Annotated in this window: 19 protein-coding genes and 1 tRNA gene; 9 read left to right on the top strand and 11 right to left on the bottom strand. The window is 67.1% G+C overall.

Annotated elements, in window-relative coordinates; genetic code table 11:
- Positions 1-23: 23 nt before the first annotated feature.
- Complete coding sequence (locus ACOEQ1_RS05350; protein ID WP_419758178.1) at positions 24-500, top strand: DUF29 domain-containing protein; 477 nt, start codon at positions 24-26, stop codon at positions 498-500.
- Here ACOEQ1_RS05350 and ACOEQ1_RS05345 read toward each other — a convergent pair.
- Positions 497-2,038, bottom strand: a complete 1,542-nt coding sequence (locus ACOEQ1_RS05345; protein ID WP_419758177.1) for a Y-family DNA polymerase — start codon at positions 2,036-2,038, stop codon at positions 497-499. The two genes, ACOEQ1_RS05350 and ACOEQ1_RS05345, sit on opposite strands and share 4 nt — an antisense overlap.
- A complete protein-coding gene (locus ACOEQ1_RS05340; RefSeq protein WP_419758176.1) occupies positions 1,944-2,726 on the bottom strand; it encodes an ImuA family protein in 783 nt (260 codons plus the stop codon). The genes ACOEQ1_RS05345 and ACOEQ1_RS05340 overlap by 95 nt, the downstream gene beginning before the upstream one ends.
- A gap of 627 nt (positions 2,727-3,353) precedes the next feature.
- On the opposite strand from ACOEQ1_RS05340, the gene ACOEQ1_RS05335 reads away from it, so the two are divergent.
- Positions 3,354-4,445: a hypothetical protein gene (locus tag ACOEQ1_RS05335; RefSeq protein WP_419758175.1), complete on the top strand. Its 1,092-nt coding sequence runs from the start codon at positions 3,354-3,356 to the stop codon at positions 4,443-4,445.
- Between the two features lie 45 nt (positions 4,446-4,490).
- Here the strand turns inward: ACOEQ1_RS05335 and ACOEQ1_RS05330 are convergent.
- The 6 genes from ACOEQ1_RS05330 to glmU form a co-directional block, all read right to left on the bottom strand.
- A tRNA-Pro gene (locus ACOEQ1_RS05330) sits at positions 4,491-4,567 on the bottom strand.
- Positions 4,568-4,656: 89 nt separating this feature from the next.
- Positions 4,657-6,435, bottom strand: coding sequence for an ABC transporter transmembrane domain-containing protein (locus ACOEQ1_RS05325; protein WP_419758174.1), 1,779 nt, complete (start codon positions 6,433-6,435; stop codon positions 4,657-4,659).
- Between the two features lie 103 nt (positions 6,436-6,538).
- A complete protein-coding gene (locus ACOEQ1_RS05320; RefSeq protein WP_419758173.1) occupies positions 6,539-6,910 on the bottom strand; it encodes a response regulator in 372 nt (123 codons plus the stop codon).
- Complete coding sequence (locus ACOEQ1_RS05315) at positions 6,910-8,913, bottom strand: PAS domain-containing protein (RefSeq protein ID WP_419758172.1); 2,004 nt, start codon at positions 8,911-8,913, stop codon at positions 6,910-6,912. Before ACOEQ1_RS05315 ends, ACOEQ1_RS05320 begins: the two co-directional genes overlap by 1 nt.
- A 648-nt stretch (positions 8,914-9,561) precedes the next feature.
- The gene (glmS, locus tag ACOEQ1_RS05310; protein WP_419758171.1) at positions 9,562-11,391 is read right to left on the bottom strand and encodes a glutamine--fructose-6-phosphate transaminase (isomerizing); all 1,830 of its coding nucleotides are present in this window, start codon (positions 11,389-11,391) and stop codon (positions 9,562-9,564) included.
- 24 nt (positions 11,392-11,415) lie between these two features.
- Positions 11,416-12,732, bottom strand: coding sequence for a bifunctional UDP-N-acetylglucosamine diphosphorylase/glucosamine-1-phosphate N-acetyltransferase GlmU (gene glmU, locus ACOEQ1_RS05305; protein WP_419758170.1), 1,317 nt, complete (start codon positions 12,730-12,732; stop codon positions 11,416-11,418).
- A 107-nt stretch (positions 12,733-12,839) separates the two neighbouring features.
- On the opposite strand from glmU, the gene ACOEQ1_RS05300 reads away from it, so the two are divergent.
- The 5 genes from ACOEQ1_RS05300 (at position 12,840) to ACOEQ1_RS05280 (ending at position 19,728) form a co-directional block, all read left to right on the top strand.
- Positions 12,840-13,490 (top strand): HAD family hydrolase, encoded by a 651-nt coding sequence (locus tag ACOEQ1_RS05300; RefSeq protein WP_419758169.1) that lies wholly within the window; start codon positions 12,840-12,842, stop codon positions 13,488-13,490.
- Between the two features lie 256 nt (positions 13,491-13,746).
- Positions 13,747-15,696 carry a Hint domain-containing protein gene (locus tag ACOEQ1_RS05295; protein ID WP_419758168.1) on the top strand — a complete coding sequence of 650 codons (1,950 nt, stop codon included), beginning with the start codon at positions 13,747-13,749 and terminating at the stop codon, positions 15,694-15,696.
- A gap of 430 nt (positions 15,697-16,126) precedes the next feature.
- On the top strand, positions 16,127-17,494 hold the full coding sequence (gene cysS, locus ACOEQ1_RS05290; RefSeq protein ID WP_419758167.1) for a cysteine--tRNA ligase: 1,368 nt from the start codon (positions 16,127-16,129) through the stop codon (positions 17,492-17,494).
- Positions 17,491-18,312 carry an RNA methyltransferase gene (locus ACOEQ1_RS05285; RefSeq protein ID WP_419758166.1) on the top strand — a complete coding sequence of 274 codons (822 nt, stop codon included), beginning with the start codon at positions 17,491-17,493 and terminating at the stop codon, positions 18,310-18,312. The genes cysS and ACOEQ1_RS05285 overlap by 4 nt, the downstream gene beginning before the upstream one ends.
- Positions 18,313-18,411: 99 nt before the next feature.
- Positions 18,412-19,728, top strand: coding sequence for a hypothetical protein (locus ACOEQ1_RS05280; protein ID WP_419758165.1), 1,317 nt, complete (start codon positions 18,412-18,414; stop codon positions 19,726-19,728).
- A gap of 32 nt (positions 19,729-19,760) precedes the next feature.
- Here ACOEQ1_RS05280 and ACOEQ1_RS05275 read toward each other — a convergent pair whose 3' ends face one another.
- The 3 genes from ACOEQ1_RS05275 to purB form a co-directional block, all read right to left on the bottom strand.
- Positions 19,761-21,107 carry a flavin-containing monooxygenase gene (locus tag ACOEQ1_RS05275; RefSeq protein WP_419758164.1) on the bottom strand — a complete coding sequence of 449 codons (1,347 nt, stop codon included), beginning with the start codon at positions 21,105-21,107 and terminating at the stop codon, positions 19,761-19,763.
- A gap of 125 nt (positions 21,108-21,232) precedes the next feature.
- Positions 21,233-22,711: an exopolysaccharide biosynthesis polyprenyl glycosylphosphotransferase gene (locus ACOEQ1_RS05270; RefSeq protein ID WP_419758163.1), complete on the bottom strand. Its 1,479-nt coding sequence runs from the start codon at positions 22,709-22,711 to the stop codon at positions 21,233-21,235.
- Positions 22,712-22,865: 154 nt separating this feature from the next.
- On the bottom strand, positions 22,866-24,218 hold the full coding sequence (purB, locus tag ACOEQ1_RS05265; RefSeq protein ID WP_419758162.1) for an adenylosuccinate lyase: 1,353 nt from the start codon (positions 24,216-24,218) through the stop codon (positions 22,866-22,868).
- An 87-nt stretch (positions 24,219-24,305) separates the two neighbouring features.
- On the opposite strand from purB, the gene ACOEQ1_RS05260 reads away from it, so the two are divergent.
- Positions 24,306-24,932, top strand: a complete 627-nt coding sequence (locus tag ACOEQ1_RS05260) for a YjbE family putative metal transport protein (protein ID WP_419758161.1) — start codon at positions 24,306-24,308, stop codon at positions 24,930-24,932.
- Positions 24,933-25,111: 179 nt separating this feature from the next.
- Positions 25,112-25,852 carry an SDR family NAD(P)-dependent oxidoreductase gene (locus ACOEQ1_RS05255; RefSeq protein ID WP_419758160.1) on the top strand — a complete coding sequence of 247 codons (741 nt, stop codon included), beginning with the start codon at positions 25,112-25,114 and terminating at the stop codon, positions 25,850-25,852.
- Positions 25,853-25,942: the final 90 nt, after the last annotated feature.

Below are 25,942 nucleotides of genomic sequence, written 5' to 3'. Positions count from 1 at the left end.
GGGCCGAGCCTGGAGGAGCAGCGATGCCGGATAACCTGTATGACACGGACATTCTGATCTGGTCGGAGCATCAGGCCGATCTTCTGCGCCGTTTTGCCCATGGCGAGCGCTTGAACGACACGATCGACTGGGAGAATGTGATCGAGGAAGTCCAGTCTGTGGGCCGATCGGAACTGAATGGCTGCGAGAGCCTGCTGCGCCAGGCGCTGATCCACCTGCTGAAACTCCACCTCGCACCCAGGAGCCGGTCCGTTTCGCATTGGCGAGGCGAGGTTGCCACATTCATCGCCGACGCTCGGCATCGCTTCTCGCCCTCGATGCGGCAACGGATCGATCTGGCTGGCCTTTATGCCGAGGCACTGTCCCGGCTGCGGGCCGAGGCACGCGGCAAGCACGACCCGCGGCTCCCGGCAGTCTGCCCGTTCGGTCTGGACGATCTGCTGGTGGCAGAGCCCGAAATCGAGGCGTTGCTGGCCAAGGTCGGCGCGGCCAACGATTAGAAAATCCCGTGCACGAACCAGGCGAGATTACCGGTCTCCGGCTCCACGCCGTCGCCGCTGCGATAGAGCCAGAAACGCTCCCCCACTTCGTTCTCGACCGCCCAGTAATCCCGCACCGCGCGCATTTCCCCATCCCGCCGCCACCACTCGCCGAAGATGCGCTCCGGCCCGTCCGCCCGGCGCACCCGGTGCCGTTTGCGCCGCCAGGTGAAGGCGACCGGCGGCTGATCCGGCAGCAGCGCCATCGCCTGCACCGGCTGAGGCGGCGTCAGCAGCCGCAAAGGGCGTGGCAAGGCCTGGGGCCAGCTCCGCCCGCCCGCTGGCGATAATCCGGCCACCCGCGCCACCGACCGTTCCGGCACGTCGCTCTCGACCGGCGCCACCCGATAAACCTGCGCCGCCCCAAACCGCGCCACCAGCCGGTCGATCAGCGGCCCGAGGTCACCGGCGCCCTCCCGCGCCAGAACATCGCCCTGGCCCGCAGGGGCTGCCTCGGCCAGCGGCACCCAGAGCGTCATCGCCTCCACCCCAAGCCCAGGATCTATGGTCTCGATCCGCTCGGCCAGCAGCCGGGCTAGATGCACCGCGTCCCGCACCGGCCGCGCCGTGCCGACCGCCACCAACTGCATCGTGCCGTCCACCCGCTCGCAAACGAGGTCGAGCCGCCGCGCGCCCTCCCCGCGCCGCTCCAGTGCCGCACAGACCGTCCGGCACAGACGCTCGATGACGGTTGCAAAGGCTTCGGCCGTCAGCAGCGGCTCGATGAAAGTCAGTCGCTGGCGGATGAGCGTGCGCGGCGGCACCGGCTCCAGCGGCTCGAACACCGTGCCGCGCGCATAATCGAGTTGGCGCATCAGCCCTTCGCCGAAGCGTCGCACTAACGGTCCACGCGGCGTGGCCGCGAGTTGACCGATCCGGGAAAACCCGAGCCGGTCCAGCGCGGCCACGGTTTCCGCCGGTAGCCGCAGCGCCGCGACGGGTAAGGACGCCAGCGCCGTCATGGCCTCGCCGGGTGGGACCACGATGAGCGGCCGGTTTCCATATCGCGCGAAGGCCCAGGCAGCGCCCGGCGTATCGGCAACCGCCGCGCGCGCTGTGAAGCCGCTGCGTGCGAGACGGTCCGACAGATCGGCCATCATCGCGGCCTCGCCGCCATGAAGGTGGTCGGCGCCCGTGCTGTCGATGCGGATGCCGTCAGGAGGATCGGCGGCAGTCAGCGGCGCATAGCGCTGGCACCAGCCGGCGAGATCGCGCAAATCCGCGGCGTCGCCCGCCGGATCGGCGTCGATCACGCAGAGGCCCGGCTGCATGGCTTGCGCCTGAGCCAGCGGCAGTCCGGACCGCAGCCCGATCTTTTGCGCCGCGGCGTCCGCCGCCCCGATCACCCAACGCCGCCCGTCATGGCTGCGGGTGACGACCGGAACCTCGCTGGATGAAGGGAGCCTATCCGGCGAGGCGCAGACCCCGGCGTTGTTTTGGTGTCGCCGCCACCGGTCGGTCGGCCACATCGGCAGCCAGACGGAGACGACCCGTCGCATCGCAAGCCTCCACGGTCCAGGATGCGGGATCGGCGCCCCGGCATCGAATAAGGTCGAGTTGCCACAAGGCGGGGGCCAGCCCCCGCACCCAGGGGGCCTGCGGCGCCGGCGGCCCAGAGGGCAGGCGCGCGATACGCCAGCGGGTGACGGCGGCGATGGGGTCCGCCAGTGCCGGGTCGCGGGAGTTGCGGCTACGGCGAAGCGCGAAGGCGGTCACGCCCGCGCTTTCGGCCGCGAGTTGAAGGCGGCGGGAGCCAATGGCATCCAGCCGCCGCACCTCGCCGACGATGCCGGCGAAACCGCCATGGCGCAGCCCCTCCTCCATAGCGAGCAGCACGGCGCGCGGAGCCTCGACGAACAGCACGCGATCGAGGTCGAGGCCAGCATGGGCCAAGGCGGGCGCGAAGAGATCGGTCCGTTCCGCGGCCCACAACACCGGGCCATCGAGGCGCGCGAGGATGCCGGCGACCATGAGCCCCGCAGCGGTCGCGTATTCGAGCGCAGGGCCGGTATCGGCGAGTTCATGCAGGCCACCGAGGCGCAGACCGCCTTCCGGCAGATGGCGGTCGATGGCGTCTATGCCGAAAGGCAGTACGGCGCCGATCCGGGGAGCTTTGGCGGTACCCCGCCGTTCCAGCGCGGTGAGGGTCTGGCGTAAAGCTGTAAGATCCTGAACTTGCTGCATCATTCTGTGTCACGCGGCCCCTTGGATAGGGAACATAACGTGAACATGGTATGTTTGGGAAGCTGCGAATCGAGACTGAGGCTCCCTATGGCGCAGGTGAGGTTGAGCTTGGTTTTGAAATCAAGCGGCTCGGCGATCGGCTTCAAGCAGCATGTCAGCCATCGTTCTCAGAGAGCCTTCCTGCTCATCCACCCTGCCGGCTCACCGACCGATGGAGAGCGCAGGCATGAGCACGTTCAGCCTTCCAAACCCCCTTATTGTTGGATGATTGTAATAAAATATCTACGACCAGCACGGGCTTCTCTGACAAACTCGGCCACCGGTGCTGGAAGAAACGCGGCGTCCTGTCATTGAGCGGATGCCGCTTCATCCTTTTGAGCTTCGGCCTGCCGCGAGCGAATACAGAGCGGCTTCAGGGGCTCCGCAGAACGGTTGAGGCCGCCGCTCGGGGCCCCGTGCTAAACATGTTGTTGGTGACGGTACAAGGGTCGATGTCAACGCATCGCATCAATGCTCGACATGGCGCAACGCCGGTGCACCAGGATTAACGATCAAACGACGCAATCAGAAATACCTTTGTGACGAACTGTAAGGATGGTTCCTTGCTTCGTCGTCCCTGGGCGGGGTGCCATGAAGATTCTCGTTTTTCCCAATCGGATGCGCGGCAATCCATATTTTGAAAATTTCTTGCAAGGCCTGAGGGCTGCGGGAATTGAAGATGTTCGTCTTTCGAGCGTCCTGAGCCTCAGATCAGGCTTCGATGCGATGCACCTTCATCACCCGGATCATGCAGTGACGCAGGGAAACCTGCTGAAGTCGATCGTGCTGACAGCGGCGCTTCTCTGGATCGCTTTCTACGCCCGGTTAAGCGGTCGGCCGGTCGTCTGGATGGTCCATGATGTCGAGCCGGCCTGGGTTCGCCGTAAGACCTTCCTGTTCACATACATGAAGGCCATCAACCAACTCACGACGGCCTATATCTTTCTCAACCAGAGTTCTCAGCAACTCTTCTCACGTAGAAATCCCCGGGAAGTTGGCAAACCCTACTGCTTCACCCCTCACAGCCGATTCCAAACGAAGATGTTCGAGGCTGCCGCGGTGAGAGAGCACCGGCAAGCTCATGGCATCGGAGATGCAGAAATCCTGATCAGCGTTCTGGGAAGCATCACCCCGCACAAAGGTCTGGAGCGAGCCGCGCTCATTCCTGAAAAAACGCGTTCCGGGCGCACGGTGAAGCTCGCGGTCTGCGGGATGATCGACAACGTCCTGCCCCGCGACTACGTCGACACGATCCTCGGTCAAAGGTCCGGCGAGGCGTATCTCCGTGTTGCCGATCGTCTGACCGACGAGGAACTGGCGCTATGGATTCAGTCGTCGGACGCCGTGTTCCTGCCGTATCAACTGGGGTCGAACTCCGGGATGGCTCTCAATGTCCTGAGCAACCACGGCAGGATAATCTCGTCGGACCTGCCCATGTTCAAGGAACTCGCCGAGCGTTGCGGTCCAAGCTGGATCCGGTGCGTGGATCTTCAGGATGCGGCCGCGCTCGCAGGGACGGTCGACGCAATCGAAGCCTGGACCGGGCAGGAACGGGACTTCAACCGGCTCGAGGGTGTCCTGACGGAAGGAGATCCGGTTGAGAACGGGCGCAAGCTGCTCGGCTTCTATCGGGATCTCCAGAGGACGACCGGTCACCTGCCGGGTCCGCTGGCGGCGTCATAGAACCTGGCCGCTGAGCCATACCCTCGGCACGATGACTATCGATTTTGGTCGGAGCGGCGGGATTCGAACCCACGACCCCCAGTCCCCCAGACTGATGCGCTACCAGGCTGCGCTACGCTCCGGACCTAGCCCGCGGGGGTTTTTCGCGGGTGCGACCGTTTAGCAGCGCCCGCGCCCCTCCGCAACCGGGCGAGCCCACTCGGCCCGCCGCTCAGGCATCGATGCTGAATTGCAGCCGCGCCAGCCGTGCGTAGAGGCCGCCGTCCCGCACCAGCGCATCATGCGTCCCCATCGCGACAATGCCGCCCTGATCCATGACGACGATCCGGTCCGCCTTCCGCACGGTGGCCAGCCGGTGGGCGACGACGATCGTCGTCCGCCCGCGCGAGAGATTGGCCAGCGCCTTCTGCACCGCCTGTTCAGACTCCGCGTCGAGCGCGCTGGTCGCCTCGTCCAGCAGCAGTACCGCAGGGTCGCGCAGGATCGCGCGGGCGATGGCGATGCGCTGCCGCTGGCCGCCCGAGAGCCGCACGCCCTTCTCGCCGAGGTAGGTCTGCGTGCCCTGAGGCAAATACTCCAGGAAGTCGCAGTAGGCCGCCGCGGCCGCGGCCTGGATGTCGGCGTCCGTCGCCTCCGGCCGTCCATAGCGGATGTTCTCCCAGGCCGACTGGCTGAAGATCACCGGGTCCTGCGGCACGATGCCGATATGGCTCCGCAAATCCGCCGGGGACATGCGCGCCACGTCGACGCCGTCCAGCCGCACCGCCCCGCTGATGGGGTCGTAGAAGCGCAGCAGCAGTTGCAGCACCGTCGTCTTGCCGGCGCCCGACGGCCCCACGAGCGCCACCGTCTCGCCCGGCTCGACCGTCAGCGAGAAGTTTGCGAGTGCGGCATGGTCCGGCCGGGCCGGATAGCGGAAGGTTACCGCGTCGAAGACGACGCGCCCCTCGGGCCGCGCCGGCAGGCGCTCGGGATGAGCCGGCGCCATGATCGTCGGCTGCTCGGCGAGCAGGTCCCCGATGCGTTCGGCCGCACCGCCTGCCCGCTGCAGATCGCCCCACAGCTCGCTCATCTGCGCGCCCGACGTGCCGAGGATCACCGCATAGAACACGAAGGCCGAGAGGTCGCCGCCGCTCATGCGGTGGGCGATCACATCCCGTCCGCCGACCCAGAGGCTGAACACGATCGCGCCGAAGCCCAGCAGGATGATGACCAGGATCAGGCTGCTCCGGGTCCGCACGCGGCGGAGCGCCGCCCCGACCGACCGCTCCACCTCGGCCGAGAACAGCCGGCGGTCGACCGGCTCGTGCGTGAAGGCCTGCACGGTGCGGAGCGCACTGATCGTCTCCTCCGCGTAGGCGCCGAGATCGGCGACCCGGTCCTGCGCCGCGCGCGAGAGCCGCCGCTCACGCCTCCCGAACAGGACCAGCGGCGCCATGACGACGGGGATGACCAGCAGCATGATCGCCGCGAGCTTGGGCGCGGTCACCAGCAGCATGACGAACGCGCCGATGAGCAGCAGCCCGTTGCGTAGCCATTGCGAGACGGAGGAGCCGATCAGCGCCTGAAGCACGGAAATGTCGGAGGTCAGCCGGGTGAGGATGTCGCCGGTCCGCGCCGTTTCGAAGAAGGCCGGCGAGAGGCTTATCACCCGCTCGAACACGTCGCGTCTGAGGTCGGCGGCGACGCGCTCGCCGAGCCAGGACACCAGGTAGAAGCGGGCCGAGGTGGCGCAGGCGAGGCCTGCTACGACCGCGAACACGCCGAATGCGGCGGTGTCGAGGTGGGCCATGCTGCCGCTGGCGAAGCCGTGGTCGATGAGGCGGCGGAGGCCCTGGCCGAGGGCGAGGATCAGGCCGGCTGCGAGCAGCAGAACCGTGGCGGCCCCGACGGCCCGGAACCGGTAAGGCCGGAGGTAGGGCAGAAGCAGCCCGAGCGCGCCGAGCCGCGCTTGCGGGGGCGTCAGGCGAAGGCCAGGCTCATCGGGCAACGCGCTCACCATCCGGTTAAGTGGGGAGGCATCCTATAGCGCGTGACGATGAAGCCCGTGCCGATGAAGTTCTCGCGGTTCTGGCCGCGGCGGCGACGGGGCGTCAGCCGCTGCCGGGCCTCGTCCGCGAGGCGGCGCCCAGCATGGCGGCGAGCTGCGCCTGTCTGAACGGTTTGACAAGGACCGGCGCGTCCTGCAGGTCCGCCGACAGACCCTCAACGCCATATCCGGTCGCGAAGAAGAACGGAATGTCCCGGTCCCGCAGAATCTGGGCAACCGGATAGCTCTGCTTGCCCGCGAGATTGACGTCCAGCATGGCGATATCCACCGCGAGCGTCCGGGCCTTCTGCATTGCATCCTCCAGCCGCGCGGCGACGGCCACCACCGTGCAGCCAAGAGCGTCGAGCAGTTCTTCAAGGAGCATCGAGATCGCCGCTTCATCCTCGACCACAAGCACGCGCAGACCATCCAGCATCAGCGGCCGCGCTCCCCTCGGGTTCCGACACGCAACAGGGGCACGACGCCGCCCGGCGCCGCGACTTCGGCCAGCGGCGCCTCGACGACGCAGACGACGCCGCTGGCGCAGTCGAACCGGACGACCGCCGTGCCGCCGAGGTCCTGCGCCAGTATCCGCTGGATCAGCCGGATGCCGAAGCCGGGCCGCGCGGGCGGCACGACCGCCGGGCCGCCGCGCTCGCTCCAGGTCAGACCGAACACCTTGTCGTCCGTCGCGGTGACGTCCCAGACGATGCCGACCCTTCCCGAAAGCGTGGAAAGGGCGCCGTGCCTCAGCGCGTTGGTCCCCAGTTCATGCAGGCCCATCGCCATGGCGAGCGCCGCGCGGGGCACCAGCCGAAGCCGCGGGCCTTGAACGTCGAAGCGGTTGCTTTGCAGGCCGCCGAACGGCATCAGGGATCTCGCCACCAGCTCATGCAGGTCCGCACCTTCCCAGTTCTGCCGCGTCAGCACGTCGTAGGCCGCCGCCAGCGCCATGAGCCGCGACTCCAGATTGTCCCGCAGCGCGGCATCGCCGCTCCGCAGCGTCTGCGAGGCGATGGCCTGAACCGTGGCAAGAGTGTTTTTGACGCGGTGATTAAGCTCGTTGACCATCATGAGAAGCCTGTCTTCGTTCCGCCTTCTGTCGGTGATGTCGACCGATACGCCGATCAGGCCGATGACCGTCGCCCCGGCATCGCGGAGCGGCGCCTTGAGCGAGGACCATATCCGCCGCGGCTCGTCGCCTCCTCCGACCTCCTCTTCGAACTCCTCGGGCTCGCCGCGCTCCATGATCCGCTGATCGTTGGCGCAGATGCGCGCGCCCTGCTCCTCATCGTCCAGGAACTGCTGTTCGGTGCGGCCCTCGACCTGGGACCACGGCTTGCCGGTCAGCGCGCGCGCGGATGCGTTGGCCATGATCATCCGGCCGTCGCGGTCCTTCGCATAGATCGCTCCCGGCGCGGCCTCCATGACAGTCTGCAGCAACGCGTGTGCCGCCTCCCGCTCCTGCTGGGCGCGCTTGATCGGGGTGATGTCGGTGCTGATCTCGATCACGACGTCCGGCTCTCCCGCCTCGCCCCGGCTCAAGGTCCAGTCGCTCATCACATGCATTTCGCGTCCATCCTTGTGCCGGCAGACGAACTCGCCCTGCCAACTGCCTTTGGCGAGCAGCACCCTGTAGATCTCCTCGAAGCTGTGAGAGCAGTTGGTCTGCAGCATCTCCTCGAAGCGCTTGCCGACGGCTTCAGCCTCCGTGTAACCGTAAAAGCGCTCCGTGCCGCCGTTCCAGAACAGGATCCGGCCATCCTGCGAGAGCAACGTTCCCTTCGACAGGCCGAAGGCGCGCGTAAAGCGCTTCAGCCGGTAAAGCTTGGCGCGGATTCCGCGCTCGATGATATGCTTCGCCCACAGAACGATTGCGAACAGCAAGGTGGAGAACGAGAACAGCATTGTGGCATTGAGCCAGTGCCAGGGCCAGAATTTGACCCGCGCCCGCAGGAGCCTCGCCCTGGCATTCGCTTCCAGTGTTGCTGTCTGAACACTGATGAGACGCATGAGATCGTTGCTATAATCGGTCTTCACCAGTTCAAGTGCAGCGCCGGTCTGTCCGGCGTCATGCAGCTGAATGGTGCGGGCGAACTGGTCGAGCTTCTCCCAGGTCAAACGCCGGAGTTCGCCCACCTCGATCTTCCGCGATGGCGTCGCGAGCGGCGCGGAACTGATCCGGGCAAGATCGGCAATCAGGTTCTCGCGTGCCAGATGATAAGGAATGAGATAACTGTTGTCGCCGGTCAGCAGGTAGCCCCATTGTCCGGTTTCGGCGCTGAGGAGATCGGACGTGAGCTGCTCCGAGGCAATCTGGATGGCGCTGACCTCATCGATCAACTGGTTGCTGTGCCTCTGCTCTCGCATGTTGTAATAAACGGTGGAGGCGCTGAGCGCCATCAGGGCGACCGTGACCCAGGCTGTCACCGCGGTCACCCGTCGAACCGTCTCAGGTCTTATTGATTGCAGCCTGAACGGATGCATGAGCATGAAACCGTCCTCGCCTTTCAGGACGGCCAAGCCCGTCAAGTTGGTCGAAGGCATGTCGAAGTCTTGCGTTGCGTCCGTCGTAGACGGATGCGGAACAAAACTGGCCTTACAGCGCTTCCCGGCAGCGGTTTACCGGATGGCGTAAACATCATTACGTTTTCGTCCCGCAGTATCGCCGGCACGGCCAGATGAACCTCTTCTTATATGCGTCCTGTTAATGCGAATTGCGATAGCCTGCCTAATCATTTGCCCGGGAATGAGACGCGTGAAAAGAACACGCCGTTTCTATCCTGGTATGAATTGACGCGCAACGATAAGGCTGAAGCGGGAAAGGTTGACGGCGGAACTAGGTCATCGGCACTGTCGTTCCGATGAAGAACTCATTGTGCCGGATAACAATTCGCCGACCGAAATGCAGGCACTCGCAGGCGGCGCCATCGGCTCGCGAGCGCGCCCGAGGAACGGCTTCGTGCTAACCCTTGGTCGTAGCTCGATAGGTAGAAACAAAACGCTCGGTGTTGTGATCGGCTGGACGAAATCCCAAGCCGAACAGAGATATTGTCCGTTTTCCTCGACAAAAGGAAGCGGTGGCCGTTACTCGACCGTCACGGACTTCGCGAGGTTCCTCGGCTGATCCACATCGGTGCCCTTCAGCAAAGCCACCCGGTATGCCAGCAGCTGAACCGCTACAGCATAGACGATGGGGGCCACGAAGGGATCGCAGTCGGGCAGCACGACCGTTTCCACAGCGATGCCGCGCAGCCTCTCGGCGCCCACCGCGTCGCTGAACACGATGACCTGCCCGCCGCGTGCCGCCGCCTCCTGCAGGTTCGACGCCGTCTTCTCGAACAGCGGCCCCGAGGGTGCGATCGCCACCACCGGCACATGCCGGTCGATCAGCGCGATCGGCCCGTGCTTCATTTCCCCGGCGGCATAGCCCTCCGCGTGGATGTAGCTGATCTCCTTGAGCTTCAGCGCGCCCTCCAGCGCAATCGGGAAGCATGAGCCGCGGCCGAGATAGAGCACGTCCCGCGCCTCCGCGATGCGCTCGGCGATGCGGCCGATCGCCTCGGCGGGCGCACCCTCCACCACCTCCGCCGCATGGCCCGGCACCTCCATCAGCGCCTGGGTCAGCAGCGCCTCGCGCGCCGGGTCGAGTGTGCCGCGCGCCCGCCCCGCCGCCAGCGCGAACGCCGCCAGCACCGTCAGCTGCGCGGTGAAGGCCTTGGTGCTGGCCACGCCGATCTCGGGGCCCGCCAGCGTCTCCAGCACCGCGTCGCTCTCTCGCGCCATGCTGCTCTCCGGCACGTTGACGATGGAAAGCACGTGCTGCCCCTCGTCCTGCATGTAGCGCAGCGCCGCCATGGTATCCGCCGTCTCGCCTGACTGGCTCACCAACAGCCCCAGACCCTCGGGCGGCAAGGGTGGCGCGCGGTAGCGGAACTCGCTCGCCACATCGGCGTCGGCCGGCAGGCGGGCGAGCGTCTCCAGCCAGACGCGCCCGACCAGCCCCGCGTAGTAGGCGGAGCCGCAGGCGCTGATCGTCACGCGCGGGATGGCGGCGAGGTCGAACGGGAAGTCGGGCAGCGTCACCATGCGCGTGCCGGGGTCGATCATCCGGCTCAGCACATCGCCGATCACCACGGGGTGCTCGTGCAGCTCCTTCTCCATGAAGTGTCGGTAGTTGCCGCGCCCGATGGCGGCCCCCGATAGCCGCGTCTCCCGGATGGCGCGCTTAACCATGCGGCCCGACCGGTCCCTGAAGCGCGCGCCGCCGCGGCTGATCGCCGCCCAGTCGCCGTCCTCCAGATAGGCGATCTGGCGCGTCAGCGGGGCCAGCGCCAAGGCATCCGAGCCCAGGAACATCTCGTCATCGCCGAACCCCACCGCCAGCGGTGCGCCATGGCGGGCGCCGATCATGAGGTCGGGATAGCCCGCGAAGATGAGCGCGAGCGCGTAGGCGCCCTCCAGCCGCCGGAGCCCCTTAGCCGCCGCCTGCTCCGGCGTCATCCCCCGTTTCAGATAGAGGTCGAGCAGTTGCGCCACGCATTCCGTGTCGGTTTCCGTGGTGAACTCCTGCCCCTCGCCTTCCAGCTCGAGACGGAGCGCCGCGTGGTTCTCGATGATGCCGTTATGGACGACGGACACGCGCGAAGTGCCGTGCGGGTGGGCGTTGCCCTCGGTCGGCGCGCCATGGGTCGCCCAGCGCGTATGCCCAATGCCCGTGGTGCCGCCTAGCGGCCGGCGGTCGAGCACGGCGGAGAGATTGCCGAGCTTGCCCTCTGCCCGCCGACGGTCGATGCCGCCGCCGGTGAGGGTCGCGATGCCGGCGCTGTCATAGCCGCGATACTCCAGCCGCCCGAGCGCCTCGAGGATCAGCGGCGCCGCGGGGCGGGCGCCCAGTATGCCGACAATGCCGCACATGATCGTTCTCCAGAAAGGACGCGGTTACCGGCGCTTAACCCAGGTCGCGCGGATCGCCGAACCGCCACCTGGCTTCTCGACCTGACGCGCCCGCCCGAAGGCCAGCGCATCCGGCGCCACATCCTTCGTGATGGTGCTCCCGGCTGCAATGAAGGCGCCATCGCCCAAGGTCACCGGTGCCACAAGCGTCGCGTTGGAGCCGACGAAGCTGCCCTTCCCGATCTCCGTGCGGTGCTTCAGATGACCGTCGTAGTTACAGGTGATGGTGCCCGCGCCGATGTTGCTGCCCGGACCGATGTCCGCATCGCCGAGATAGGCCAGGTGGTTGGCCTTTGCCCCCGCGCCAAGACGCGTCGCCTTCAGTTCCACAAAATTGCCGACATGCGCCCCCTGCCCGACCTCGGCCCCGGGACGCAGCCGCGCATAGGGGCCGATGCGCGCACCCTCGGCGACCACGCAGCCCTCCAGATGACTGAAGGCGAGGATCTCGGCGCCGCTTCTCACCGAAACGCCCGCTCCGAAGACGACATGCGGCCCGACGGTCACATCCGGCTCCAGCACCGTATCGGCGGAGAGGAAGACGGTGTCGGGCGCGGTCAGCGTGGCGCCCCCCTCCAGAGCCGCCCGGCGCAGACGCGCCTGCACGGTCGCCTCCGCCTCGGCCAGTTCGGCGCGGGAGTTGATGCCGCGCAACTCGGCAGGATCGGCCTCGATGGCGACGACCCGCTGTCCCTCGGCGACGGCGAGCGCCACCACATCGGTGAGGTAATATTCGCCCTTCGCGTTGTCCGGCCGGACCTCCGCGAGCCAGCGGGCCAGATCGGCGCCGCGGGCGCAGAACACGCCTGCGTTGCAGAGGCCGACGGCGCGTTGCCCGGCATCGGCCTCGGCCCATTCGACGACCGCCGTCACGTCTCCGCGGACGTTGGTGAGCACACGGCCGTACCGGGCGGGATCGGCGGGCCGCATGGCGAGCAGCGCCAGCCCCGCCTGACCACGGCCGTCCCGCAGGCGGCGGAGGGTGTCCGGCGTGATCAGGGGGTTGTCGGCATAGAGGATGACGACCTCGTCCTCCTCCGCGAACATCGGTGACGCCTGCAGCGCGGCATGGGCGGTGCCGAGGCGCTCGTGCTGGATCACAACCGGGTGCGGAGCAGCCGCGCGAGCGACCGCCTCCATCTCAGGCCCGGTCACGACGACGATGCGGTCGAAGACCTGGGCCGCCGAGGCGAGCAGATGCGCCAGCATGGGCCGCCCCGCGATTGGGTGGAGCGCCTTGGGCAACGCCGATTTCATACGGGTGCCAAGCCCGGCGGCGAGGATCACGGCGGTCGTGGTCATGGCTCTCCCCTCAGAGCGGGTCACCGTCAGGCGGCCCCCTGCGGTAGCGGCGACAGGCGAGCCGTGTCAAAGGCTTCGCGGACACATCTCGTATCGGAGTGAAACCAATGGCCAGATGCCTGGTGCTCGATCTCGACGGCACGATCACGGACAGCCTCCCCGATATCACGGCGGCGCTGAACCGCAGCCTCGCGAACCACGGTCAGCCGCCGCTGCCGATGGAGCAGGTGCGGCCCATGGTCGGCGACGGCCTGGGGCAGCTGTACTTGCGCGGATATGCCGCCCGCGGCCTGACCCCCACGCCCGAGGATATGGCGGCGGGCCTCGCCGACTACACGGCGAACTCGACCTCCGGCACCGTGCTGTATCCTGGTGCGATGGAGGCGCTGCGGGCGCTCGCGGCGAATGGCTGGAGGCTGGCGGTCTGCACCAACAAGCCGGCGGCGCCGGCGCGGGTGCTTCTGGAGCATGTCGGGCTGCTGCCCCTGCTGGCGGCGGTCGGCGCGGGCGACAGCTTTCCGGTGAAGAAGCCAGACCCGGACCACATCCGCCTCACCTTGGCGGAAGCCGGCAGCGATGCCGCGAGCGCGGTCATGATCGGCGACCACCACAACGACGTGGCGGCAGGCAAGGCGGCCGGGCTCCCGACGATCTTCGCCGCCTGGGGCTACGGCGCGTCGGAGATGGCGGCCGGCGCCGATGCGGTGGCGGAGAGCTTCGCCGAGGTGCCCGCCCTCTGTGCCAGGCTGCGGCCCTAAGCCCATCTGCGGCAGCGACGCGGTGTCGCCTCCCGGGCGAAACTGGAACGCTCACGTGATCGATACGAATTATAAACAAAAATCAATTTTGTTTGCTATTAAATAAGGAATTGACGCCTACCTCTGCCGGGACAGCTTTATCTTCGAACGATCCAGTTTGAGTGGGCGGCGCGGTGGCGCTCGACGGAAACGTTATGAAAATGTAAATAGTCAGTCTACAGGCTGCGTTTGGTCAAACCGTCGAGTGGATGAATTAATGAGCGATTATATTCTGATCTCCGGTCAGACCGTCAGCGGCATTGTCGTCAGTGCCGGAACCTATCTCGAGATAGGCTCAGGCGGAACCGCGATCAACACGCTCGTGAAGGACGGTGGCTACGAGACCGTATTCTCTGGCGGCATCACGACCTCCACCACCATCCGGGCAGGCGGCTCCGAGGAAGTCTCCTCCGGCGGCACGGCGATCGGCACTGCGGTGAAGGATGGCGGCTACCTGCAGCTCGGCCCAGGCGGCGTCGCGAGCAGCGCGGCCGTCAGCGGCGGCGGCACCATGATCGTGTCGGCGGGCGGCGTCGCATTCGACACGCAATCCGCCGCGGCGGCGGTGCTCTCCATCACCAACCTCGTGACCTCGGGACAAACCGTCAGCGGCGTGACCGTCGGCAGCTCGTCGCTGCTGGATGTGGGCTCGGGCGGCCGCGCCGTCTCCACCACGGTCGTCAACGGCGGCAGTGAGATCGTGTCCTCGGGCGGCACCGTCAGCGGAACCGTGGTGAGCAGCGGCGCCGTGCTGAGGGTCTTGAACGGCGGGTCGGCGGCGGGCACCACGGTGCTGTCCGGCGGCACCTTCATTGTGATCTCGGGCGGCTCCTCGACCGGCACGGTGGTCAGCAGCGGCGGCCTCGGCTCGGTGCAGGTGGTGGTGAGCAGCGGCCAGGTGTCGAGCGGACTGGTCGCGAATTCGGTCACCTCCGTCTATGTCCTCGCGGGCGGCGTCACCAGCGGCACAATGCTGATGAGCGGCGGCACCGAGGTTGTCTCCGCGCAGGGCCGCGACGTGGGCACGGTCGTGAGCGCCGGCGGCTACGACCTCATCTCCGGCCTGTCGGTCGGCGCGGTCGTCAGCGGCGGCGCGCTCATCCAGGGCGGGACCACCGACGGGTTGACGATCACCGGCAACGGCAGCGTGATCGCCGAGGACGCCGTTCTGGGCTTCAGCGTCCTGAGCAACACCACCATCACCGGAAACGGCACCCTGACCGTCTCCGACGGCGGCGACGTGAGCGGGTCGGTCGTCTTCGGCGGATCGGGCACCTTCGTCATCAGCAGCACCGCGATGCCCTTCGCGACCCTGAGCGGCTTCACCGCGAGCGACAAGATCGATCTCGCGGGCGTGGTCTTTGGATCGGGCGGCTCGGCGAACTATTCGGATGGCAGCCTCGTGGTCACGGAGGGCGGCCAGAACTACGTGCTCCAGTTCGGAGACACAGCAGGCGGCACCGCCTTCGCGGTCGCCGCCGACCCGTTCGGCGGAACGCTGCTCACGGTTTCACCCCCGCCCTGCTTCGCCGCCGGCACGCTGATCGCCACGCCGGACGGGGATGTGGCGGTGGAGAAACTCGCGGTCGGCGATCCTGTCATGACGGAGGGCGGCGGCACTGCCCTGATTTCGTGGATCGGCTCCCGGCGCATCGACGTTACGCGGCACCCGGACCCGGCGCAGGTCTGGCCCGTGCGCATCCGCGCCCATGCCTTTGCTCCATCCCGGCCGGCCCGCGACCTCTTCCTTTCGCCCGATCACGCGATCTTTGCGGAGGGCGTGCTCATCCCGGTGAAGCACCTCGTCAACGGCGGCTCCATCGCCCAGGTGCCGGCAGCGGAGGTGACGTATTTCCACGTCGAACTGCCGGAGCATTCGGTGGTCCTCGCCGAAGGGCTGCCGGTCGAGAGCTACCTCGACACCGGAGACCGGAATTCATTCGCGGGCGGCGAAGGTGTCCAGGCGCTGCACCCGGCGTTCGGATCGGAACGGGCGGACATTTCGCTGGTGATGGAGGCGCTGGGCTACGCGCCGCTCCGCGTGGCCGGGCTCGAGGTGGAGCGGACAAGGGCGGCGCTGGCCGCGCGGGTTCATGCCGCTGCCGATGCAATGCCGCCGGCCGCCGCCAAGAGCTGCGACAAACGCCGTCAGCGCCGCGCTTCGTGATCGGGCGCCACGCTTCCGCCCGCAACCTGTAGCTTTGCTGCCACAACCTCTTCGCAGACTTTCTGTCGCTTAACAGGGAGTTTGTGCGATGCGAAATCTGGTCGCCTGCGCTGCGGCCGCGTTGCTGGCCGTTTCTGTTCCAGTTTGTTCTGCCTCAGCCGGCGCGCCACCGGCCGACACACAGCCGATCGGCGCCAGTCTCCTCCGGGTTGATTGGAACGGTCGCCCGGGTTGGCACGGAGACTATCATGGCGGCTGGCATCATCACTGGCACCACGAGTATCGCGAGCATTGGCGCCCAGAATGGCACCCTTACTGGCATCATCATTGGCATCACGGCTGGGATCGCCCCTACGGCTACCAATACTGAGCACCAACCCTGTGCGTCCGCCGCTTGCAGGAACGGCCCCGCTCGCGGCAAAACGCCCGGATGCACGCCCTTTCGCTCCATAACAGCCTGACGCGCCGGCTGGAGGAATTCCACCCGCTCAATCCCGAGCGGGTGGGCCTCTACGTCTGCGGCCCGACCGTCTACGACCGCGCCCATCTCGGCAACGCCCGGCCCGTGGTGATCTTCGACGTGCTCGCCCGGCTGCTGCGCGTGCTATTTCTCCACGTCACCTACGTCCGCAACATCACGGACATCGACGACAAGATCATGGCGCGCGCCGCCGAGCGCGGCGTCTCCATCGACAGCGTGACGGCCGAAACCACCGCGCAGTTCCACGCCGACATGGCGGAGCTTGGCGCATTGGCCCCGGATGTGGAGCCCCGCGCCACCGACAACATTCCGCAGATGATTTCCATCATCGAGGCGCTGATCACCGGCGGCCACGCCTATGAAGCCGAGGGGCATGTCCTGTTCGCGGTCGCGACCGACCCGCATTACGGCCACCTCTCGGGCCGCTCGCCCGACGAGCTGCGCGCCGGCGCGCGGGTCGAGACCGCGCCCTACAAGCGGGACGCGGGCGACTTCGTGCTGTGGAAGCCCTCGCCGCCTGAGATGCCGGGGTGGGACAGCCCCTGGGGGCGTGGCCGGCCGGGCTGGCACATCGAGTGCTCGGCGATGTCCTGGCGCTACCTCGGCACGGATTTCGACATCCACGGCGGCGGCGGCGATCTCATCTTCCCGCATCACGAGAACGAACTGGCCCAGAGCTGCTGCGCCTTCCCCGGGAGCGGCTTCGCCCGGTTCTGGGTGCATAACGGCATGCTGCTGGTGAACGGCGAGAAGATGTCGAAGAGTCTCGGCAACTTCCGGACGGTGCGGGACGTGCTGGACATCGCGCCCGGCGAGGCGATCCGCTTCCTCCTGCTGCGCAGCCATTACCGCGCCGCGCTTGATTTCACCGAGGCGGGGCTGGTGGAGGCCCGTCGGGAGCTGGACCGCTTCTACCGCGCCCTCGCCCGCCATGCGCCAAGCTTTGCCGAGGAGCCCGCCGAGGTGCCCGCGACAGTGATGGCGGCCCTCTGCGACGATCTGAACACGCCGGCAGCGATTGCGGCGCTGCACGCGCTGGCCGACCGGGCGATGGCGGGCGATGCGGAGGCCGCCGCCGGTCTGCATGCGGCGGGCCGTATGCTGGGGCTTTTGCAGGCCGAGCCTGCGGCGTGGTTCCAGGGTGACGGGGATGCCGCGGTCGACGACGCCATCGCCGAACGGCTGGCGGCGCGGAAAGCGCGGGACTTCGCGCGCGCCGACGCCATCCGGGCTGAGTTGCTGGCGCGCGGCGTCGTGCTGGAGGACGGGCCGCAGGGCACCACCTGGAGGCGTGCCGAACCCGCTTCCGCATCATGACCGGGCGAGAGGACGGAGCGGACATCGCGCCCATCGGCAACAGCCCGGTGGTGATCCTGGTGCGCCCGCAGCTCGCCGACAACATCGGCAGCGTCGCGCGCGCGATGGCGAACGGGGGGCTCTTTCATCTGCGGCTGGTCGCGCCCCGGGACGGCTGGCCGCAGGACCGGGCGTGGCGGATGGCCTCCGGCGCCGACCGCATCCTCGACGCGGCGCAGGTGTTCGAGACGGTGGCCGAGGCGGTCGCCGACCTCCACCATGTCGCCGCGACCTGCCCGCGCCCGCGCCACATCATCAAGCCGATCCTGACGGCGCGTGGCGCGGCGGCTGAGCTTCGCGCGGTCACGGCGCGGGAGTTGCGCGCGGGCATCCTGTTCGGACCCGAGCGCGCAGGGCTCGAGAACGACGACATGACGCATGCGGATATGTTGATACGTTACCCGCTCAACCCGGCCTTCATGTCGCTGAACCTCGCCCAGGCGGTGATGGTGATGGCCTACGAGTGGTGGATGGCGGCGGAGGAGAGCGCGCCGCGGGTGCTGATGACGAACGAGACCCGCGTCGCCACCAAGGGCGAACTTGAGAACTTCCTCGGCCATCTGGTGCGGGAGCTGGACGATAGCGGCTTCCTCCGCAACCTGCCGAAGCGGCCGGGGATGGTGCGCAACATCCGCCACCTGTTCCAGCGCGGCGAGGTCACCGAGCAGGAGTTGCGTACCCTGCACGGCGTCATCACCGAATTGGCGCGAGGCCGCAACGGCCGCATGTCCTCGTCCGTCGCAGGTCATTCCGGAGACGAGCCTCATTCGAACGAGTGATATCCTGGCCTGATTGGCAGGTCGCGCCTGAAACCGCCGGGTCTCACTCTCGGCTGAAGAGCTAGGCACCTGCCCGGCCGCTCTTCAGAGGATCAGCCGATGCTGCCCACAAGGAGATACCCCTATCTGGCCGCGACGCTCGCCGTTGGGATGGCCTGCGGCGGTGCGCGGGACGCAGAGGCGGCCGAGGCGGCGAAAGCCGCCGATTTCCTGGCGTCTCTCGGCGTTGCGACGCATCTGAACTACACCGACGGCACCTATGCCAACTACAAGCGTGTCGTGGCCGACCTGAACTATCTCGGCATCCATCGGCTCCGCGACGCGACGCCCGACCCCTACGGCGGCATTCCCTATCTGAACTACATGACCGCCATCGATGCCGTGGCGGCGGCTGGCAACAGGTTCGATTTCATCACCTCGCCCGGCCTGCCGCTGAGCATCAGCCTCGATCAGATCGGCATGGTGGAGCGGCTGCATCCCGGCTCCGTCACCGCAGTCGAGGGTCCGAACGAGATCAACAACAATCCGGTGACCTACGAGGACCGGCGCGGCGCGGCTGCCGCTCTCGCCTATCAGCACGATCTCTACCGCGGGGTCCACAGCTCCCGCCTTCTGCGCCATGCCGCCGTGTATTACTACACCGGGCTGGACGTCGCGCCGACGCTGACGGGCCTGGCCGATTTCGCGAACTGCCACCCCTACAGTCACCACGGCGAGCAGCCCGGCCCGCGCATCGCCTCCGAGTTCGGCGCGCGGTTCGCGATGGCGGCGGGCTACCCTCGCGTCATCACGGAAGCCGGCTTCTTCGACGTTCCTTCGGCTTCCAACGGGGTGGACGACGCAACGCAGGCGAAGGACACCCTCAACCTCTACATGGACGCCTTCGCTCAGGGCGTGACGCTCACCTATGTCTATCAGCTCGTCAGCGCCTACCCGAACCAGAGGGGCGACACCCAATCCGGCTTGTTCCGCATCGACCACTCGCCGAAGCCGGTCGCGACCGCCATCCACAACCTCACCACCATCCTCGCCGATCGCGGCCGCGGCCGCGTTCATCCGGGCTCGCTCGACTATGCGGTGGCGGCGATGCCCGCGACCGGCCACTCGCTCCTTATCGAAAACTCGTCGGGCGTATTCGCGATCGTTCTGTGGTCCGAGCCCGCGAACTGGGACGACCGCGCGCATCGGCCCCTGAAGGTCGCATCGTCTCCGGTGACCATCACTCTGAACGGCGCGACCGGCAACATGGCGGTTTACGACCCGCTCGTCGGCACCAGACCGATCGAGCGCGCGCGTGGCGCAAGCGACATCGTGGTGGCACTTGGCGACCATCCGGTGATCGTCGAGGTGCGGCCGATACGGGATCCTCTGCTGACGGAGGAGAGCGCGACAGCCCCACGCAGCACCATCAACTGATGGCGAGCGGCGCCTCTTCCAGGTCGCAACGATCACGCCTGGGCGGCGACGAATGCCTCCAGCGTGTCATCGCGCGCATCGAGCCAGGGAAGAGGGTGGCGCGGCGCCATCGTGCCGGTAACTGCCGAGGCATGAGCGTGATCTCGGTAGGTCGTGATGTCGGCATCGCGATGCTGCGCCCAGACCTTGAACGTCTCGGCGGTGGCGGCGAGATCGAACACCGGGTAGTCCGTCGCGGCCAGAAGATCCCCCATGTAGTCGGCTTGGAAATCGATCATGTCGGGGACCTCGGTCAAGGCCTCCTCGCGCGCCGTCCAGGCTGCGATATCGGCCTCCATGCCGGCTCGGTCCGGCAGCGCGATCCGCCCCAGCATGATGTCGCGCGCATACCATGCCTGGGCGTCGAACATCGTGAAGGTGTAGAACTGGTCCTGCATCCCAAGGTAGAAAAGCTTCGGATGCGAGGTTGAAACGATTCCTTTGTAGAGCCCGCCGGGGTAGAGCCTGTTCCGGGCGCGGAGGCGTAGCGCGTCCGACAGGAACGGAAAATGATGCAGGTAGCCGGTGCACAGGATGACGGCGTCGACCTCGCGCGTTGTGCCGTCCGGAAAGTGCGCCGTGCGGCCGGAGAGTTCCGTCAGCAGCGGTTTTTCCTCGAAGCCTTCTGGCCATTTGAAGCCCATCGGCCTTGTGCGATAGCTGAAGGTCACGGAAGCGGCGCCGTATTTGAAGCACTGCATGCCGATATCCTCGGCTGACAGGCTGCCGCCGACCAAGAGGACGTTCTGGCCGGCGAACTCGACCACATCCCGGACGTCGTGCGAATGCAGGATGCGTCCGGGGAAACTGTCGAAACCCGGAAAGCCCGGCACGTTCGGCGTGGAATAGTGACCGGTCGCCACCACCACGTCATCGAACTGCTCGACCTCGGAGCGGTCCTCCGCGAGATGCGTCACGTGCAAGGTGAACTTGGCCGTGGCGTGGTCATAGGAGACGCCGCGCACGACATGCCGCAGCCGGATGTAGCCGGCGATGCCGGACGCCGCGATGCACCCCTTGAGGTAGTCGAGCAGCACGGCGCGCGGCGCGTAAGATGGGATCGGCCGTCCGAAATGAGCCTCGAACGAATAGTCGGGGAATTCCAGGCACTCCTTGGGTCCGTTCGACCACAGATAGCGATACATGCCGCTGTGGACCGCCTCGCCATGCTCGTCGAGCCCTGTGCGCCAGGTGTAGTTCCACAAGCCGCCGTAGTCGCCCTGCTTCTCGTAGCAGACGATCTCAGGGATCTCGGCGCCCGCCCGCCGCGCCGCTTCGAAAGCCTTCAGTTGCGCGATGCCGCTCGGGCCCGCGCCGATGATCGCCACCCGCTTCTTCATTATTCGCAAAGCCTCCTGCCCCGGGCCATCTCGGGCTCCGCCCGAGCGTATCGCCCCAGGTGTTCGAGACCAAAACAAATCCAGGCATCACTTTGGTCAGGAACGAGGATCGGGCTTAGCAGGACTTAGTAGGCCTCGCCACGGAACACGGCCGTCACGGTCAGCGCCAGGATCCGCAGGTCGAACCACACGGACCAATGCGCGATGTAGTGGAGATCGTGCTCCACCCGGCGGCGCAGCTTCTCGACGGTATCGGTCTCGCCGCGCCAGCCTCGGACCTGAGCCCAGCCGGTCAGGCCGGGCTTCACACGGTGCCGCGACACGTAATCCGCCGCCGCCGTCTCGAACGGCAGACCCGCCGCCGCCGTGCCGAGAGCATGCGGCCGCGGTCCCACCAGGGACATGCTCCCGCCGACCACGTTGATCAACTGCGGCAACTCGTCGAGGCTCGTCCGCCGGAGCAGCCGGCCCACCCGCGTCACGCGCCGATCGCCCCGCACCGCCTGGCGCGACCCGCCCTCATCCGTGGCGGCCCCGTGCATCGTGCGGAACTTCCGCACCCGGATGACGCTGTTGTTGAACCCCAGGCGAGGCTGGACGAACAGCGCCGGCCCCGGGCTGTCGAGGCGGATCGCCAGCGCCACCAGCAGCATCAGCGGCGCGGCCAGGCACAGCAGGGGCACGCCGAGCACGAGGTCCTCGGCGCGTTTGGCCACGGCATCCCGATCCGAGAACGGCTTGTCCTGCAGATGCAGAAACGGCAGTCCTCCGATGGAGGAGACACGGGCGTCGGGCTTATAGAAGCGCGCCGTGTCGGGGGCGAGCCGGATATCCACCGCCATGCCCGACATGCGGCGCATGATGGCCGCGATGCGGTGGGACGCCGCCTCCGGCAACGCGACGATGACGAGATCCGCTTCGCTGGCCTGGATGGCGGCGCAGGCCGCGCGGAGGCTGCACAGAACCGGCCACCCGTCCGCGCCGGCCGGCACCGCGCCACCGAAGCCGAGGAAGCCGACGATCTGCACTGCATCGTTGCATGCAAGAAACGTCGCCAGGCGCGCCGCACCCTCTCCGTTGCCGAGCAGGATCGCGCGCCGCCCGGCACGCTTCGGCGCGGACCGCATCACCGCCGCCTCGGCGGTATCTCTCGAGAGCAGAAGAAGAACCGGCGCCGTCACCGCCCAGGCGAACAGCCAATTCCGGTTGGTTAGAATGGCGTCCGGCACCGGTCCTTGCCACAACGCGGCAACCCCTTCCCAGACCAGCAACGCAAGAAGCATCAACGAGAAGGCATGGAGAACAGGCTTGAGAAACGAAAGCCACGGCTGCGGGGGATGCTCGCCGATGCGCCCGTAGAGCCCGCGACGGTGAAGCAGGAACACGGCCAGCATTCCGGTGCCAAGAATGACCAGAAGCTCACGCTGCGTATGCCCCGCATGCGCCGGCGGATTGAGGCCCCGGCAGGCAATCCCGCTGAGGATGATGATCGCCAGATGCCAGCACGCCAACAAGACTGCCGGATGACGCCACGCAAGCCGTGTTTCGACCGGCGCCCCCAGCCGGGCCGGCAGAAAACCACTTTGCAACACCTGCCCCGACATCAACCGTCCCTCGCCGCCTGACTCCGTCCGATCTATTACTGTTTCGTTAACGGATCAAGTGGCGGGAGCGGCCAGTTGAGGGCTCAAACATCAGCGCGCGGGGAGGTGGATGAAAACAAGCGCTTCTTTCCGGAAAAAAGAAGCAACACTTCTTTTACGCCGCTGCAGGACCCGGTTCGCCAAACACCCGCATGTATAGCGCGTCCAGCGACCGCAGATGCGCGCGCGCATCCATCGCCGAGTCGAGCACGGCGGGTGGCACCCGCCCGGCAACCTCCGGATCGGCTTCGAGGTTCTCGCGAAAGCTGCGCCCCTCGGGCGTGCCGAGCTTCGTCCACGTCTCCATCGCGTTCCGCTGCACGATCCGGTACGCGTCCTCGCGCAGAATGCCCGCCCGCGCCAGCGCCAGCAGAACCTCGCCGCTGTGGACGACGCCGCCCAGGCTCTCGAGGTTCGCCGCCATCCGCGCCGGGTGGACCACCAGTTTCGCCATCATCCCCGCCAACCGGACCAGCGCGAAATCCAAGGCGAGACTAGCGTCAGGCGCGAACACGCGCTCCACCGAGGAGTGGCTGATGTCACGCTCATGCCAGAGCGCGACGTTCTCCAACGCCGGCACCACCGCCGCGCGCACGATGCGGGCGAGACCGGTAAGGTTCTCGCTGAGCACCGGGTTGCGCTTGTGCGGCATCGCGCTCGACCCCTTCTGCCCGGCGTGGAAGAACTCCTCCGCCTCGCGGACCTCTGACCGCTGGAGATGCCGCACTTCGGTCGAGAGACGCTCGATGCCGCTGGCGACCACCGCCAGCGCCGAGAACCACGCGGCATGACGGTCGCGCGGGATCACCTGGGTCGAGACCGGCTCCACGGCCAGCCCCAGTTTCGCCGCCACGTAGTCCTCCACCCGCGTGTCGAGATGGGCGTAGGTGCCGACGGCCCCCGAGATGGCGCAGGTGGCGATCTCGGCCCGCGCCGTGACGAGGCGCGCCCGGTTGCGGGCGAACTCCGCATAATGCCCGGCGAGCTTGAGGCCGAAACTGGTGGGCTCGGCATGGATGCCGTGGCTGCGCCCGATGGTCAGCGTGTGCTTATGCGCGAAGGCCTGATCCCTCAGCGCCGCCAGCACGGCGTCCACGTCCGCGATGAGCAGATCCGTCGCCTGGGTGAGCTGCACGGCGAGGCAGGTGTCGAGCACGTCCGAGCTGGTCATGCCGAGATGCACGAAGCGGCTGTCCGGCCCCACGCCCTCGGCGAGCCAGGTGAGAAAGGCAATGACGTCGTGGCGGGTCTCGCGCTCGATCTCGTCGATGCGCTCCACGTCCGCCGGCCCCATCGCCGCAAGCAACGGCGTGCCACGCTCGCGGATGGTGCGGGCGGCCTCCTCCGGGACGGCGCCCACCATCGCCATGCCTTCGGCCGCGAGCGCCTCGATTTCGAACCAGATGCGGTAGCGGTTCTCGGGCGCCCAGATGGCCGCCATCTCGGGCCGGGTATAGCGGGGAACCATGTGACTTCTCCGGGAAAGGGCGCTGGCGCCGCCCTACCGAGAACGGCGCCGGTTGACAAGGATGCCGGCGCCTCCTGATGAGGTCGGATGATCTCACCCGAACTGCTGTCCCAACTCGCGGCCCTGGCTCAGGTCATGGTCATCGACCTCATGCTGGCGGGGGACAATGCCGTCGTGATCGGCATGGCGGTCGCCGGGCTCGCGCCGCCGCAGCAGCGGCGGGCGGTTCTCATCGGTGTCAGCTTCGCCGTCGTGGTGCGCGTGGGGATGGCGTTCATGGCCCTGCGGCTGCTGGCGGTTGTCGGTCTGACGCTTGCCGGCGGGCTGCTGCTGCTGTGGGTCTGCTGGAAGATGTACCGGGAGTTGCGGCGGCGGCCGAAGCATGGCGATGCCGCCCCTGCCCTGGCCAAGACGCCGCTGCAGGCTGCGTTCCAGATCGCGCTCGCGGACATCTCCATGAGCCTCGACAACGTTCTGGCGGTGGCGGGCGCGGCGCACAACCATCCGTATATTCTGGCGCTGGGGCTACTGCTGTCGGTGGCGCTGATGGGGGTCGCGGCGAGCCTCATCGCGACACAGCTCGAGAAGCGGCGCTGGATCGCCTGGATCGGTCTGGCGGTGGTGCTGTTCGTGTCGCTGCGGATGATCCACGATGGCGCCTACAAGGTGCTGGACCATTTCGGCATCAATCTTTGGCAGATGGTGGGAGGCTAGCCAAAGCGGCGATGAGCCGTAACGAACGAAAACGAAGGTGCCTGAGTTCCGCCGCTCTATGCCTCCGAGGCATATCCTTGGATCTGCAAAGTCCTATTCGGCAGCGACGCTTATGGCTAGCGTCTGACGCCCGGACCCGCCCGGATATCTCGTCCCGCAGCAATAGAGGAGTTTGCGAAATGGCAAATCTGACCGGCAAATCTGCGTTTGTCACAGGAGGCTCACGCGGCATCGGCGCAGGGATCGCCAGGCGCCTGGCGGCCGATGGGGCAAACGTTGCTATCACCTACACCAAAGGCCGTGAAGCCGCTGCCTCGGTCGTGGACGAGATCGAGCGCGCCGGAGGCAAGGCAATGGCCGTACAGGCCGAGGCAACCGATGCGAAGGCAGTCGCTGCCGCCGTTGATCAGGCTGTCGCCGCGTATGGCCGGCTCGATGTCCTGGTCAACAACGCCGGCACGGCCATCCCCAAGCCGTTCGAGGAGGCCACGCTCGAGGAGCTGGATCGCGTCATCGACATCAACGTCCGTGGCACGCTGATCGCGACGCATGCGGCGCTCAAGCATATGAAGGATGGCGGCCGCATCATCATGATCGGGTCTAGCGTCGGCGAACGTATGATGACACCGGGGCTGGCCGCCTATGCCGCCACAAAGGGCGCCATCAAGATGTTCGTGCAAGGGCTGTCGCGGGAGGTGGGGAACCGTGGCATCACGGTCAACAACGTCCAGCCCGGTCCGATCGACACGGATCTGAACCCCGCGGCGGGCGACTGGGCAACGCCCCAGATCGCGAACACCGCACTCAAGCGCTACGGCCATGTCAACGACATCGCGGCGATGGTGGCTTTCGTTGCAGGGCCCGAGGCAAGCTACATCACCGGGACGAGCCTGACCGTCGACGGGGGCACCAACGCGTAGTCGAAGAACAGGGGTTCACGCCACGATGTCGTTGAACGGATAGACTGCGGTCGTCACAAGCGCCTCGCGCAACATCCGCCGCGCGCCCCC

The sequence above is a fragment of the Acidisoma sp. genome (genome assembly GCF_965199065.1).
GTDB lineage: Bacteria > Pseudomonadota > Alphaproteobacteria > Acetobacterales > Acetobacteraceae > Acidisoma.
The sequence above is the reverse complement of the archived record's forward strand: the minus strand, read 5'-3'. Positions and strand labels throughout refer to the sequence as shown.